Raw genomic sequence first — 14,481 nt, 5'->3', positions numbered from 1 at the left:
GGATTTCCGGAAAGTAAACAGGCTCGGACTTGATTCGGGCATGAACGGACTTCACCGAACCGCACTCCAGCGCCGGAAACGGACTCCAGCGCCAGGAACGCACTCCAGCGCCGGAAAAACAGAGAAGGACCCGGCACCTCAGTGCCGGGCCCCACGGGGAACGGGTGACTCAGTGCACCAGCGCCGCTTCCTTCTCCGCCGCGACGACCGGCTCATCCACGCCGCCCTCGGCATGCCCCGCCGCCCGCCTGGGCAGCGCGAACATCAGCAGGAAGATCACCACCATCACCCCGGCGACCCACCCCACCGCGTGCTGGAAGCCGTCCACGAACGCCGGCCCCGCCCCGGCGGAGACGATCCGCTCGTCCACCACGCCGAAGAAGACCACGGACACCAGCCCGAGCCCGAGCGCGTTGCCCATCTGCTGCACCGTGCTGATCAGCCCGGACGCCGAACCGGCGTGCTCGCGCGGCACCTCGGACAGGATCGCGTCGGTCAGCGGGGCGACGATCAGGCCCATGCCCGCGCCCATCACGACCAGCGGCAGGGCCATCTGCCAGGAGGCGATGGCGAGGCCGTACCGCTCGGACTCCCAGATGTAGAGGCCCAGCCCGGCGGCCATCACCAGCGCGCCCGCCTGCAGCACCCCGCGACCGAAGCGCGGCACCAGCTTCTGCACCGACACCCCGGCGGCCACCGACACCGCGATCGAGAACGGCACCCCGGTCAGCCCGGCCCGCAGCGGGCCCCAGCCGAGGCCGAACTGCATGTACAGCGTCCACACCAGGAAGAAGATGCCGAGCGCGATCCCGAACACGGTCTGCACGGCGATACCGGCGGCGAAGCTCTTCACCCTGAACAGCGACAACTCGATCAGCGGGGAGCCGTCGCGCGCCGCCTTGCGCCGCTCGTACGCCACCAGCGCCCCGCCGACGACGAGTGCGCCGCCCATCGAGACGTACCCCCACACCGGCCAGCCCAGCTCGCGGCCGCGGGTCAGCGGGTAGAGCAGCATCAGCAGCCCCAGCGTCACCAGGGCGACGCCGACGAGGTCCAGTTTCAGGGCGTACGGCGCCCTGGACTCGGTGATGAAACGGCGGCCCAGGATCAGGCCGGCGACGCCCACCGGAAGGTTGATCAGGAAGATCGGGCGCCATTCGAGGCCGAAGAGGTTCCACTCGGTCAGCAGCGCGCCGAGCAGCGGGCCGGAGACCGCGCCGAGGCCTACGACGGCGCCGAACAGGCCGAAGACCTTGCCGCGTTCGTGCGCCGGGAAGGTGGCGTGCACGATCGCCAGGACCTGCGGCACCATCAGCGCCGCCATCGCACCCTGCAGGATCCGCGCGCCGACCAGCATCTCGGGGGTGGCGGCGAGGCCGCACAGCGCGGACGCGAGGGTGAAGCCGCCGATGCCGATGAGGAAGACGCGTTTGCGGCCGTGGATGTCGCCGAGGCGGCCGCCGGTGATCAGGCCCGCGGCGAAGGCGAGCGCGTATCCGGCGGTGATCCACTGGATCTGGCTGAAGGAGGCGCCCTCGTGGCGCTGGATCGACGGGATGGCGATGTTCACGATCGTGACGTCGACGAGGTCCATGAAGGCGGCGGTCATCACGATCGCGAGCGCGAACCAGCGACGGCGATCCGGTATCGAGGGCATGCCCGGTCCGGGCTGAGAGGTCTCGGTGGAGGTCATGCGTTCAAACTAGGTCCGCATTAGGTCAGATCATGTCCTAGTTGTACGGCATCCTCGGACTCATGACGACGGACACTCCGGCTCGGCTCCTTCAACTGCTCTCCCTCCTCCAGACGCCCCGCGAATGGCCCGGCGGCGAGCTCGCCGAGCGGCTCGGGGTCTCGCGGCGCACGGTGCGGCGGGACGTCGACCGACTGCGCGAGCTGGGCTATCCCGTGCAGGCGACCAAGGGCGCGGACGGCGGCTACCGGCTCGTCGCGGGCAAGGCCATGCCGCCCCTCGTCCTCGACGACGAGGAGGCGGTGGCGATCGCGGTGGGCCTGCGCGCCGGCGCCGGACACGCGCTTCAGGGCATGGACGAGGCGTCCGTACGCGCGCTGGCCAAGCTGGAGCAGGTGCTGCCGAGCCGGCTACGGCACCGGGTGGCCACCCTGCAGACCGCGACCACGGCACTGACCAGCGGCGACGGGCCGACCATCGCACCCGAGACGCTGACCGTGATGGCGTCGACGGTGGCCGGCCACGAGCGGCTGCGGTTCGCGTACCGCGCCGGGGACGGCAGTGAGTCGCGGCGCCTGACCGCGCCGTACCGGCTGGTGTCCACGGGTCGGCGCTGGTACCTCGTGGCGTACGACCTCGGCCGCGAGGACTGGCGTACCTTCCGCGTCGACCGGGTGAGCGAGCCGTTCGCGACCGGAGCGCGGTTCACGCCACGGGAGTTGCCGACCGGGAGTGCGGCGGAGTACCTGCGGCGGTCGATCCGGCGTCAGCAGGAGACGTACGAGGTCACAGTCACGTTCGAGGCGCCCGCCGACGTCGTCGCGGCGCGGCTGCGGGGGTGGCTGGGTGCGCCGGAGCCGCTCGACGAGGGCAGGTGCCGGTTGCGCGGCAGCACGGCCGACCCGTTGCAGTGGGTGGCGGTACGGCTGGCGATGCTGGGCTTCGAGTTCACGGTGCGGCAGCCGACGGAACTCGTGGAGTACGCCCGGGAGTTGGGGGCACGGCTGAGCCGGGCGGCGGGGTGAGGGGCCAGCCCGCTCACCCCCACCGGAAGTCTCGCAGCGACTCCAGGTTCCGCAGCGCCAGCTCCGCCGGGCCCTCCGGTCCCGTCGCCGGGGCGGTCCCCGCCGCCCAGGACTCGACGGCCACCCGTACGACCGCGCTCGCGACGGCCGCGGTGAAACGCAACTGCGGGGAGGCGCCTTCGGCAACGTTGTCGTCACCGTCGGTAGTGGGCGGCACCCGCTCCCCCAGCACCTCTACCAGCGTGTCCTCCGAGGATCTGCACACCTCCGCCCACACCTTCCGCAGCGCCGGGCTCGCCTCGGACATCCGGATCAGCGTGCGCACCCACTCCCAGGACGCCGCGGACACGCCCACCCCCGGCGTCAGGGTGTGCCGTACCGCGTGCTCCAGCGCCTGCGGGAGCGACAGCTCGGCCGGGGCCTCGCGGACCGCTTCCACCCAGCGTTGGGCGCCGGCCGCGTAGAGGGGGGCGACGGCCTCCTCCTTGGTGGCGAAGTAGCGGTAGAAGGTGCGCGGCGCGATCCCGGCGGCCTGGGCGATGTCCTCGGCGCGGGTGCCGCGCAGTCCGTGCCGCACGAAAAGGCCCGCCGCCGCGCGGGCGATCTCCATCCGCGTCTCCGCCTTGCGCCGCTCGGTCAGGGAGGCGGCCGAGGGGGACGGCGAGGCCGAGGAGGACGCCGAAGAACGCCGGGGGTGCTGTGCTGGGGTGGTGCTGCTCACGTCGTCAGGCTATGCCGATGTGGCACAATCTGCCATTCCGGCGGGCCACCCCGGGGTTCAGGTACGGGGTGCCCCGCCGCCCAGGCCTGCCCTCAGCCGGGCGAGGGCCACGCGACGCACATGACACGCCGCAAGGGACGCGGCGCAAGAGACCCGACGCAAAAGAGCCGGGCCCCGACGCCCGGGGGAAGGCGCCGAAGCCCGGCTCGGGGAGGTCCCGGCGCCGGGGGGAGTGCGTCGGGACGTGGCTTGTGGTGTGTGGTGCGGCAGTTGCTCGGCCACCCGTGGTGCCGTGCGCACAGCCGTAGTGACCGTCGGTGCCCGGGGGCTCACCCTCGGGCCCGAACTACCGTGCCAGGGAGTCTTGTTCCCGGCCCGCGTCGTTTGAAGCGGCGTTACACAGCCATGTTTGCGCGGGCCTTCGCCCCCCGGCGTACGCCCCCGCAACGATCGCCGTGCGCCACCTCGGACGAGCCTCACGCGGCGGCGTCGAAGCCGGTCTGACGTGCCAGCTTCTTCAGCTCCAGCAGGGCGTGCTTCTCGATCTGACGGATGCGCTCACGGGTCAGGCCGTGCTCCTTGCCGACCTCGGTCAGGGTCCGCTCCCGGCCGTCCTCGATGCCGTACCGCATCTTGATGATGGACGCCGTGCGCTGGTCGAGGCGGCCGATGAGGTCGTCCAGTTCCTCGCTGCGCAGCAGGGTCATCACGGACTGCTCGGGGGAGACCGCCGACGTGTCCTCCAGCAGGTCGCCGAACTGGGTCTCGCCCTCGTCGTCCACCGACATGTTCAGCGAGACGGGGTCACGCGCCCAGTCCAGGACGTCACTGATGCGCTCCGGCGTCGAGCCGAGCTCCTCGGCGATCTCCACGGGCTCCGGCTCCCGGCCGTGGTCGCGGTTGAACTCGCGCTGCACGCGCCGGATCCGGCCCAGCTCCTCCACCAGGTGGACGGGCAGGCGGATGGTGCGCGACTGGTCGGCTATGGAGCGCGTGATCGCCTGGCGGATCCACCAGGTGGCGTACGTCGAGAACTTGAAGCCCTTGCGGTAGTCGAACTTCTCGACCGCGCGCACCAGGCCCGCGTTGCCCTCCTGGATCAGGTCCAGCAGGGGCAGGCCGCTGCGCGGGTAGCGACGGGCGACCGCGACGACCAGGCGGAGGTTGGAGCGGATGAAGATGTCCTTGGCCCGCTCCCCCTCGTCGACCAGGGCCTGAAGCTCCTCACGGGTGGCGTCCGCCTTGGACTCCTCGTACCCGTCGAGGACCTGTCGCGCGAACACACCCGCCTCGATGGTCTGGGACAGCTCGACCTCCTTGGCGGCGTCGAGCAGCGGCGTCCGCGCGATCTCGTCGAGATACATGCCGACCAGATCGCGGTCCGCGATCTCGCCGCCATGGGCGCGAACACTGCTGGCCGCGTCGACGGTCCCGCCTGCGGCGGACGTACGACGGGCGACGGCACGGGTTGCCATGCGTGCTCCCTTGCGATGTGAGGTCAGCGGGTGGTCCTACGAACGCTCAGCACCCTCTCCGGTCTTCGTTCGGGTGCCCTGCATCCGATGGAAACAACGACTGGAATCAGGACAGAATTCCCAACCCGCCCCTCGATTTTTCTGATCATGCAGTACCCTGTCCGGCTCCTGTCCGGCCACACGAGGAGGCCCGATGCCGTCGGGACGTACAGAGGTGCAGGTCAGACCGGGAGTCGAGGGTGATCTCGCGGCCCTCACCGACCTCTACAACCACTACGTTCGTGAGACGCCCATCACATTCGACACGGCGGTCTTCACTCCGACGGAGCGCCGCCCTTGGCTGCTCTCCCACCCGGAAGACGGGCCGCACCGGCTGATGGTTGCCACGGACGCGGACTCACAGGAAATCCTGGGGTACGCCACATCCGGCCCTTATCGCGCGAAGGCCGCGTACTCCACGTCCGTGGAGGTCACGGTCTACGTCGCCCCGCACGCCGGCCGCCGCGGCGTCGGCACGCTGCTGTACGAGGCCCTCTTCGAGGCGCTGGCCGGTGAGGACCTGCACCGCGCCTACGCGGGCATCGCGCAGCCGAACGAGGCGTCCACGCGGCTGCACGAGCGCTTCGGCTTCCGGTACGTCGGCACCTACCGGGAGGTCGGCCGCAAGTTCGGGCGTTACTGGGACGTGGCCTGGTACGAGAAGGAGCTGTAGGCCGGAGCCGGCAGTGCGGGTCAGCCGAACTGCACCGACCGCTTCGCCATCCCGAACCAGAACCCGTCGATCACCGACTTCTGCGCGCCCAGCTCACCGGCCACCTCCGCCGCGCCCATGGTCACGAACAGCGGGGCGAAGTGCTCGGTGCGGGGGTGGGCGTAGCGGCCCGCCGGAGCCTTGTGGAGGAAGTCCAGCAGGGCGTCCACGTCACGCGCCTGAAGCGCCCGCCGGCCCCAGTCGTCGAACTCGGCCGACCAGCTCGGCACTCCCCCGCCGGTGTGCCGCAGCGCGGCGAGGTTGTGGGTGAAGAAGCCGGAGCCGACGATGAGCACGCCCTCGTCGCGCAGGGGGGCCAGCTTGCGGCCGATCTCCATCAGCCGCACCGGGTCGAGGGTCGGCATGGAGACCTGCAGGACGGGGATGTCGGCCTCGGGGAACATCTCGACCAGCGGGACGTACGCCCCGTGGTCCAGGCCCCGGTCCGGGACGTCCTGGACCGGCATGCCGGGGCCGCGCAGCAACTTGCGTACGGACTCGGCGAGTTCGGGAGCGCCCGGAGCCTCGTACCGGACCTGGTAGTAGTGCTCGGGGAAGCCCCAGAAGTCGTAGACGAGGGGGACGGTCCGGGTGGCGCCGAGGGCGAGCGGGGCCTCTTCCCAGTGGGCGGAGACGACGAGGACGGCCCGCGGGCGGGGCAGTGCGGCGGACCAGGCGGCGAGCTGTCCGGGCCAGATCGGGTCGTCCGCCAGCGGTGGGGCACCGTGACTGAGATACAGGGCGGGCATGCGCTCCTGAGCGGCGGCGGACATGACGGCGGCTCCCTCCGGGAGGACCCAGTTTCGCTTCGACCAATTTGCTTTAACTCTAAATCTTTCCAGCCCTGACCTTACGCACTATTTGTTTAAATTTCAAGGAGAGGTCTCGTACAGTGGAGCCCATGAACACGGCATCCGCACCCGCACCCGCGTCCGCACCCGCCGACGAGCCGAACTGGCTCACCGACGAGGAGCAGCGCGTCTGGCGCTCGTACATCGAGGCCGCCACGCTCCTGGAGGACCACCTCGACCGCCAGCTCCAGCGGGACGCGGGCATGCCGCACGTCTACTACGGCCTCCTCGTCAAGCTCGCCGAGTGCCCGGACCGTCGGCTGCGGATGACCGAGCTGGCGATGCACGCGAAGATCACCCGCTCCCGTCTCTCCCACGCCGTCGCCCGGCTGGAGAAGAACGGCTGGGTCCGCCGCGAGGACTGCCCCTCCGACAAGCGGGGCCAGTTCGCGGTGCTCACGGACGAGGGCGTTCAGGTGCTGAAGCGGTCGGCGCCGGGCCATGTGGCCGCCGTACGGCAGGCCGTGTTCGACCGGCTCACCCCGGAACAGCAGAAGTCCCTCGGCGAGATCATGCGGATCGTCGCCGAGGGACTTCAGCCCAGCGAGGCCGGGGCGGATCTGCCCTGGCTCCGCTGAGCCCGTGCGGAGTGCCCGAAGGAGTACGCCGGGACAGGCGCCGTCAGTGGGTCGATGCGGTCAGCGGGGTCAGTGGGCCACCACCGGCACCGCCACCTCGTCCTCGGCTCCCTCGCCCGCACCGGCGGGCGCGCCCATGTTCGGGCGGCCGGCGTTGATGAAGGTCATGGCGATCGCGGCCGCGACGACCAGGATGCCGACGGCGAACCAGATGGCGCTGGTGTAGCCCTGCACCTGGCCCTCCAGCTGGACCAGCTGCTGCTGCGTCGGGGAGGTCGCCGAGCCGATGTGGTCGGCGATGTACGACGTGGTCGCCGAGGCGGCGATCGTGTTCAGCAGGGCCGTGCCGATCGCGCCGCCGACCTGCTGCGAGGTGTTGACCATCGCTGAGGCGACACCGGCGTCCCGCGGCTCGACGCCCTGCGTGGACAGGGACATCGCCGGCATGAACGCCGTACCCATGCCGAGGCCGAGCAGCAGCATCGCCGGCAGCAGCAGAGCGGCGTACGAGGAGCCGATCTCCAGCTGGGTCAGCAGCAGCATGCCGACCGCGGCGACCAGGAAGCCGGGGCCCATCAGCAGGCGCGGCGCGACCCGGGTCATCAGACGGGTGCCGATCTGGGTCGAGCCGGTGATCATGCCCGCGATCATCGGCAGGAAGGCGAAGCCGGTCTTGACCGGCGAGTAGCCCTTCACGACCTGGAGGTAGTAGGTCAGGAAGAGGAACAGGCCGAACATCGCGATGATCGCGAGGCCGAGCGAGAGGTAGACGCCGGCGCGGTTGCGCTCGGTGAGGACGCGCAGCGGCAGCAGCGGGGCCTTGACCCGGGCCTCGACGAACACGAACGTGGCGAGGAGGACGGCCGACGCGACGAACATGGTGACGGTCACCGAGTCGCTCCAGCCTTCGGACTCGGCGCGGGTGAAGCCGTACACCAGCGCGACCAGACCGAGGGTGGACAGGATGACGCCGGGAATGTCGAGCGGGGAACGGTTGCGGCCGCCCTCGGGCTCACGGATGACGAACCAGGCACCGGCCGCGGCGATCACCGCGAACGGGATGTTGACGTAGAACGTCCAGCGCCAGTCCAGGTACTCGGTGAGGAAACCGCCGAGGATCAGACCGACGGCACCGCCACCACCGGCGATGGCGCCGTAGATACCGAACGCCTTGGCACGCTCCTTGGCGTCCGTGAACATCACGGCCAGCAGGGAGAGCGCGGCGGGGGCGAGGAGGGCGCCGAAGACACCCTGGAGGGCGCGGGCGCCGAACATCATCGCCTCGTTGGTGGCGGCACCACCGAGCGCGGAGGCGAGAGCGAAGCCGGCGAGGCCGATGACGAAGGCGCGCTTGCGGCCCCACAGGTCGGCTATCCGGCCGCCGAAGAGCAGCAGACCGCCGAAGGCAAGGGCGTAGGCCGTGACGACCCACTGCCGGTTGCCGTCCGAGATGCCCAGGTCCTGCTGGGCAGAGGGCAGCGCGATGTTCACGATGGTGGCGTCGAGGACGACCATCAGCTGGGCGAGCGCGATGAAGACGAGCGCTTTCCAGCGGTTGGCGTCGGGGACGCCGGGAGCCTTGACGGCTGTTTCAGACATGGGGGTACCCACTTCGGGACTTCAGGACTTCGGGACTTCAGGACTTCGGGACGGAAAAGCGTCGGAGCTGCGAGATGGAATGTAAGTACGGAAATACGTCGAAACGTCTGGCAGGAAATTGCGAGAGTCGGGAACGTGAAGATCAGTCGGCGGTCAGGCCTGGCGCAGGACCTCCAGGGTCACCGCCGTACCCGGCAGGCCGGAGCGGGCCGGCGCCCGCAAACCGTCCAGGAACAGCTGGAGATGCCGGTGCACGAAGCGGTCCACGCTGAGGCACGCGGCACCGGCCGGAGGCCGGCTGAGCTGGGCGATGACGATCATCAGATCGCCGACCCCCACGTCCGTGCGGAGCTGCCCGGCCGCCTTGGCGCGCGCCATCACCTCCTCGACGAGCTGCTCGACCCGGCGCCCTGCGGCCTCCAGATCGGGGTGGTGCTCGTCGAAAGTGCTGGAGATCATCGGGCACAGCGCGCTGATCCGCTCGTCGGCGGCGGCGTGCACGAAGCGCTCCAGCGCGGCGAAGGCGTCGCCGTGCTCCTCCAGGGCCTGCTCGGCGGCCTGGGCCGTGCGGTCCATGACGGAGCAGACGACCTCGCGGACCAGGGCGTCGCGGTCCGGGAAGTTGCGGTACACCGTGGCGTTGCCGACGCCGGCCCGGCGGGCGATCTCGTCGAGCGGAACCTCGGGTCCGTGCTCGACGAACATCTCCCGGGCGGCGGTGACGATCCGCTCCCGGTTGCGCAGGGCGTCGGCGCGCGGCCGGGTCGCCTTGCGTCGTTCGGGGGTGGCGGTCTGCACGGCGTACTCCTGGGTCAATGTCTGAGGCGTTCATGACTGAGACTGCGGGGCGATCCGGGGAGCGATCCCCCGTTTCGCTCGTACGCCGGTTCAAACGGGGAATCGGTCCCCGGTTATTTCCCGTCCGCCAAAAGAACCCCTGTGACCCGTGTCACAGCACTCCACTGCCTCGGTCGCACCCCCGCTGACCGGCGCTTACTCAGCGAAAACCCACGATCGGTCTGCTCCAGCGCGCGCCCACGCCGCACCCGGCACAGGGTGAATCGAGAGGGTGCAGCCGGAGACCGGTGGCTGCCTGGAGCGAAAGGTCCATGCATGCAGCCGTCCCGCCGTCGGATACGCCCGCGCCGCGCGGCCGCGCTCGGCGCGGTGACCGCCGTGACACTCGCGGTGAGCACCTCGGCCGGCACGGGCCACCACACGGTGGGCTCCGCGACGGCGGGAGCACGGCCGCTCGGCGCTCTGGCCCGTTCCTCCGACCACGGGCCCTGCCTGATCAGCGGCAGGGCCGACGTGCAGATGACGGAGGGCATCCCGACCCCCGGCGGCTACTCCCGCTCCACCGGCACCGTCCGCGCCCTCACCGTGATGATCGACTTCTCGGACGCGCCCGGCAAAGGCAACGCGCTGGACCGGTTCAACGAGTTCTTCCCACGGACCCGGGAGTGGTTCCGCACCAGTTCGTACGGCCGCCTGGACTACCGCCCGGAGACCCCGATCGCCGACTGGCTGCGGATGCCGAAGTCGTTCCAGGCGTACGGCATAGAACGCGGGGCCCCCTTCGACCCCGGCTACCGGCGGCTGGTTCAGGACATAGTGGCCGCGGCCGATCCCAAGGTCGACTTCCGCGAGTACGACCTGCTGAACGTGCTGGTGACGCCGAACGCGGGCCCCTCGGCGCTGGACACGGTCCTGTCAGTGACGTTCGCGGGCAACAAGGAGGCGCCCACGGCGGACGGCGTACCCGTCGCCAACGCCTCGTTCGTCTACTCCCGCCAGGACGACGGCTCCGGCTCCTACGACCTGACCGGCTACCGCGTCCTGCCGCACGAGAACGGCCACGTCTTCGGCCTGCCCGACCTCTACACCCAGGAGGGCGGGGGCGCGGTCGGGCACTGGGACATCATGAGCGAGGACTGGGGCGCCAACAACGACCTCCTCGGCTGGCACAAGTGGAAGCTGGGCTGGCTGGACACCGCCCAGGTGACCTGTGTGTCCCGCCCCGGCACCACCGAGCACACCCTGACCCCGCTGGCCCGCGCGGGCGGCTCCAAGCTCGTCTTCATACCCCTCGACCGCCGCACGGGATACGCCGTGGAGCTGCGCACCCGCGACGGCAACGACGAGGCGGTGTGCCGGCCGGGCGTACTGATCTACAAGGTCGACGCGGACGTGGACACCGGCCGCGGTCCGGTGACGGTGTACGACTCCCACCGCGACAGCGGCGGCTGCACCCGCAGCCCGAACGTCCACGCCGAACTGTCGGACGCCACCTTCACCCCCGGGGAGTCCTTCGAGGACCGGGGGCGGGGCGTGCGGATCGTGGTGGCGGGGGCGGATCTGGAGGGGAACCATGTGGTGCGGGTGACTCGGCGGTAGGGGGACTCGGCGGGGGTGATGTTGGCGGTCGGGGTGGCCGTGGCGTTGGTGAGGTGACGGTCGGGGAGGAATCGGCGTCGGGGACGCGGCGGAAGGCGCGGACTCAACACGGGTGACGCGGCGATCGGGGTGGCCGTGGCGTTGGTGAGGTGACGGTCGGGGAGGAATCGGCGCCGGGGACGCGACGGAGGTGGGCGGAATCGGCGACGGAGGGGGCGGACTCGGCGGCCGGTGGCAGGGCGGGCCGGAGACGATCTGGGGATCCGCCGTTACCGTAGGCCTGCCGCGATCGCCGTACCGGAGAGAAGATGCCCGCCAACCCCACGCTGAAGGAGGCCGCCGCCTCGGCCGTGCCGGACGAGGCGGTCACGCCGTTGATCCGCGGGATCGCCGTACTGCGGCAGCTGACGGAGGCGGGCGGCACCCTAAGCCTGAGCGCGCTGGAACGCGCCACCGGCCTGGCCCGTTCCACGGTCGACCGCATCACCTCGACGCTCGCGCACATGGGATACGTCCGCCTGGACGGCCGCGACGCGGTACTGGCCCCCCGCCTGATGGAACTCGGCAATGCCTATCTGGCCGCCCTGCGCCTGCCCGCCCTGCTGGCCGCCCGCGCGGACGCCCTCGCCGACGAACTGGACGAGTCGGTGTCCCTCGCGGTCGCCGACGGCGACGGCATCCGCTTCATCCACCAGGCCACCCGCCGCCGCGCGATGTCCCTCAGCTTCCGCATCGGCGACCTGCTGCCCGCCGAACGCACCGCGCCGGGCCCGCTGTTCGCGACGGAGTGGACGGCGGAGGACTGGAAGCGCTGGCGGGCACGCCGGGCGGCGGACCCGCAGAACCGCGACTTCCCGGCCGTACCCCCGACCGAACAGCCGCTGCCCGCCGAGGAGTTCACCCGGCGTTCGACGCGAGCCCGGCAGGACGGGTGGGCGCTGGACGACCAGTTGATCGAGCCCGGGCTGGTGGCGGTGGCGGTTCCGGTACGGGATCCCCGTACCGGCCGGATCGCGTGCGCGGCGAGCGTGGTCAGCCACACCAGCCGGCACACCGCGACCGGCCTGCGCGACACGCTGCTGCCCCGGCTGCGCGCGGCGGTGACGGCGATGGAGGAGGACCTGCGCACGGCGCCCCGCCCGGAGCCCGCCCCGGCCCCCTCGGGGCTGGCGACCTGGACGGGCGCGTCGAAGCAGGAGCTGGGCCGGGAGTTCGTGGAGTCGCTGGCCCGCGGCCTGACCGTACTGACCGCCTTCGGCGAGGGCCGGGCGGACCTCACCCTGACGGAGGTGGCGAAGGCGACGGGCCTGGCCCGCGCAACCGCACGCCGAGCCCTGATCACCTACGAGCACCTCGGCCTGGTCGCCCAGCCCCGCCCCGGCACCTTCACCCTCACTCCCCAGGTCCTCTCCCTCGGCTACCCACCCCTGTCCCGCACTTCCCTCCCCCACATCGCCGCCCCACACCTGGCCGCACTCGCCGAGCGCATCCACGAGTCGACATCACTCGCCGTGCTGACGGCGGCCGGGGACGAGATCCAGTACACGGCACGGGTGGCGACGGCCCGGGTGATGAGCGTGAACATCACCGTGGGCACCCGGCTGCCCGCGTACGCCACGTCCATGGGCCGCGTCCTACTGGCCGACCTCCCGCCGGCCGACCGCACCCTCGGCCCACTGCGCCCGCTCACTCCCCGCACGATCACCGATCCACAGACCCTCGCCCGCACCCTGGAAGAGGTCCGGCACCAGGGCTACGCCCTGGTCGACGAGGAGCTGGAGGAGGGCCTGCGCTCGCTAGCGGTCCCCGTCCGCGACCGCACGGGCCGCGCGGTGGCCGCCCTCAACACGGCGATGCACGCCTCCCGGCACACGCTCCCGGAATGCGTCGACCACCTCGTCCCGGCCCTCCGCGAGACGGCCGACGCGATCGAGGCGGACCTGCATGTGTCGGGACAGTTCACTCGGGTGCCCCTGAGCTAAGACAGCCCGGACAGGCCCGTCCGCGCACTCGACCCCCCTGTGCAGCACCCCGCCGCACCCCGATCCGGTGTCCTGTGGACCGAGCGCCCTGACCCACCTCAGGGCCGGCCCCGCCTTCGTGGGGCTTGTAGAAAACTCCGTCGCCGCAGGTCAGCGGGTGGCCAGGAGGTCGCCCCGGAACGCACAGCCGTCGATTCGGGAACGCTGAGCGTATCGCTGCGGGTCAGGCCGAGTCCTGTCACGAGCGTCAGGCACAGCCACGCAGTCAAGAGATCGTCAAGCGCTCGCCCAACGCCCGCAGCATGACGCCATACGGGCAGAAGTCCAACCGCTCGTTCGCCGCCTGCCCTTCACCGATTCACCAAGCACACTTCGGTCGGCTCTCCTCAGTAGGCCGAGACGGTGAAGCGGACCCGCCAGGTGCTGCCACCGTGATCCGCGGTCGGAGCAGCTGCCACGGACGCGCCGCGGCGCCGCGACACTGGGCCGCGCGGTGCCGCGGCGCGTCCGCCTTTCAGGCGTCGTGCTTGCCGAGGAAGTCCGCGATGAGTCGGAGCCACTCGTCGGCCCGTTCGAGCATCGGCAGATGGCCGGTGGCGATCTCCGCAAGCTCGGCGCCGGGGATGGTCTGGGCGAGCTGGTGGTGCAGAGCGGTGGAGGTGAGCCGGTCGTCGGTGGTCGAGATGACCAGGGCAGGCACGTTGATGGCGGCGAGGTCGTCTCGAACGTCGACCCGGCCGACAAGGTCGGTCTGCTCAGGACTGCCCTCGGCCGCGGCGGCAGCCGTGTAGCCGAGCACCTGCGGCAGCTGCTCGCCCGGCATCGACTCCAGCCCCTGAGTACCGAGGGACATCAAGAGCATGAATTCCGCGAGCAGTTCACCGTCTCCGGACGCGGCGATCTTGTTCCAGACCGAGGAGGCGAGTGCCAGCCGGTTGTCACGGTGTGCGAAGGCGGCGGTCAGAACGAGCGCGGTGACGCGCTCGGGATGGCGGGCGGCTACGCGGACGGCGACCGCGCCGCCGAGGGAGTAGCCGGACACGGCGAACCGGTCGAGGCCCTCCGCGTCGGCGGCGGCCACAAGCTGGTCCGCGAGGTCGTCGACCGACAGCGGGGCGGTCGACCGCGGCGTTTCACCGCTGCCCGGATAGTCGACACCGACCACGGTGTGGCCTGCGGCGAGACCTTCCAGGATGGGGCCGTAGGTATTGGCCAGGCTGCTGCCGGCGCCATGGGCGAGGAGCAAGCCGGGACCGGAGCCGAGGCGCGTTCGGGCGAATACGGGCTCGGGCATGGTGTGTGACGTCATGGTCGACTCTCTTTCACAGGTGGCGGGGGTCAGAGGACCCACTCATCAATCATCCATTGAGTATGATTACTCATCGCCAGTATCACACACAGTGGATGAA

The 14,481-nt window shown here is 70.9% G+C and carries 12 protein-coding genes; 5 read left to right on the top strand and 7 right to left on the bottom strand.

What is annotated here, in order from left to right; genetic code table 11:
* Positions 1-169: 169 nt before the first annotated feature.
* A complete protein-coding gene (locus tag I2W78_RS22810; protein WP_196462129.1) occupies positions 170-1,693 on the bottom strand; it encodes an MFS transporter in 1,524 nt (507 codons plus the stop codon).
* A 62-nt stretch (positions 1,694-1,755) separates the two neighbouring features.
* Here I2W78_RS22810 and I2W78_RS22805 point away from each other — a divergent pair, with 62 nt between their 5' ends.
* A complete protein-coding gene (locus I2W78_RS22805; RefSeq protein WP_196462128.1) occupies positions 1,756-2,718 on the top strand; it encodes a helix-turn-helix transcriptional regulator in 963 nt (320 codons plus the stop codon).
* Between the two features lie 13 nt (positions 2,719-2,731).
* Here I2W78_RS22805 and I2W78_RS22800 read toward each other — a convergent pair whose 3' ends face one another.
* Positions 2,732-3,439 carry a TetR/AcrR family transcriptional regulator gene (locus I2W78_RS22800; RefSeq protein ID WP_374222694.1) on the bottom strand — a complete coding sequence of 236 codons (708 nt, stop codon included), beginning with the start codon at positions 3,437-3,439 and terminating at the stop codon, positions 2,732-2,734.
* 476 nt (positions 3,440-3,915) lie between these two features.
* Positions 3,916-4,914, bottom strand: coding sequence for a sigma-70 family RNA polymerase sigma factor (locus I2W78_RS22795; protein WP_196462127.1), 999 nt, complete (start codon positions 4,912-4,914; stop codon positions 3,916-3,918).
* A 193-nt stretch (positions 4,915-5,107) separates the two neighbouring features.
* On the opposite strand from I2W78_RS22795, the gene I2W78_RS22790 reads away from it, so the two are divergent.
* Positions 5,108-5,626, top strand: coding sequence for a GNAT family N-acetyltransferase (locus tag I2W78_RS22790; RefSeq protein WP_196462126.1), 519 nt, complete (start codon positions 5,108-5,110; stop codon positions 5,624-5,626).
* A 20-nt stretch (positions 5,627-5,646) separates the two neighbouring features.
* Here I2W78_RS22790 and I2W78_RS22785 read toward each other — a convergent pair whose 3' ends face one another.
* Positions 5,647-6,438 carry a dioxygenase family protein gene (locus tag I2W78_RS22785; protein ID WP_196462125.1) on the bottom strand — a complete coding sequence of 264 codons (792 nt, stop codon included), beginning with the start codon at positions 6,436-6,438 and terminating at the stop codon, positions 5,647-5,649.
* A gap of 128 nt (positions 6,439-6,566) precedes the next feature.
* Here I2W78_RS22785 and I2W78_RS22780 point away from each other — a divergent pair, with 128 nt between their 5' ends.
* Complete coding sequence (locus tag I2W78_RS22780) at positions 6,567-7,094, top strand: MarR family winged helix-turn-helix transcriptional regulator (RefSeq protein WP_196462124.1); 528 nt, start codon at positions 6,567-6,569, stop codon at positions 7,092-7,094.
* A gap of 69 nt (positions 7,095-7,163) precedes the next feature.
* Here the strand turns inward: I2W78_RS22780 and I2W78_RS22775 are convergent, their stop codons facing one another.
* Positions 7,164-8,693 carry an MFS transporter gene (locus tag I2W78_RS22775; protein WP_196462123.1) on the bottom strand — a complete coding sequence of 510 codons (1,530 nt, stop codon included), beginning with the start codon at positions 8,691-8,693 and terminating at the stop codon, positions 7,164-7,166.
* A 153-nt stretch (positions 8,694-8,846) separates the two neighbouring features.
* Positions 8,847-9,491, bottom strand: a complete 645-nt coding sequence (locus I2W78_RS22770) for a TetR/AcrR family transcriptional regulator (RefSeq protein WP_196462122.1) — start codon at positions 9,489-9,491, stop codon at positions 8,847-8,849.
* Between the two features lie 315 nt (positions 9,492-9,806).
* Here I2W78_RS22770 and I2W78_RS22765 point away from each other — a divergent pair, with 315 nt between their 5' ends.
* Both I2W78_RS22765 and I2W78_RS22760 read left to right on the top strand, forming a co-directional pair.
* Positions 9,807-11,090 carry a M6 family metalloprotease domain-containing protein gene (locus tag I2W78_RS22765; RefSeq protein WP_196462121.1) on the top strand — a complete coding sequence of 428 codons (1,284 nt, stop codon included), beginning with the start codon at positions 9,807-9,809 and terminating at the stop codon, positions 11,088-11,090.
* Between the two features lie 308 nt (positions 11,091-11,398).
* Complete coding sequence (locus tag I2W78_RS22760; RefSeq protein WP_196462120.1) at positions 11,399-13,072, top strand: IclR family transcriptional regulator domain-containing protein; 1,674 nt, start codon at positions 11,399-11,401, stop codon at positions 13,070-13,072.
* Between the two features lie 514 nt (positions 13,073-13,586).
* Here the strand turns inward: I2W78_RS22760 and I2W78_RS22755 are convergent.
* On the bottom strand, positions 13,587-14,381 hold the full coding sequence (locus I2W78_RS22755) for an alpha/beta fold hydrolase (protein ID WP_196462119.1): 795 nt from the start codon (positions 14,379-14,381) through the stop codon (positions 13,587-13,589).
* Between the last annotated feature and the right edge of the window lie 100 nt (positions 14,382-14,481).

It is taken from the genome of Streptomyces spinoverrucosus, assembly GCF_015712165.1.
Lineage (GTDB): Bacteria > Actinomycetota > Actinomycetes > Streptomycetales > Streptomycetaceae > Streptomyces > Streptomyces spinoverrucosus_A.
The sequence above is the reverse complement of the archived record's forward strand: the minus strand, read 5'-3'. Positions and strand labels throughout refer to the sequence as shown.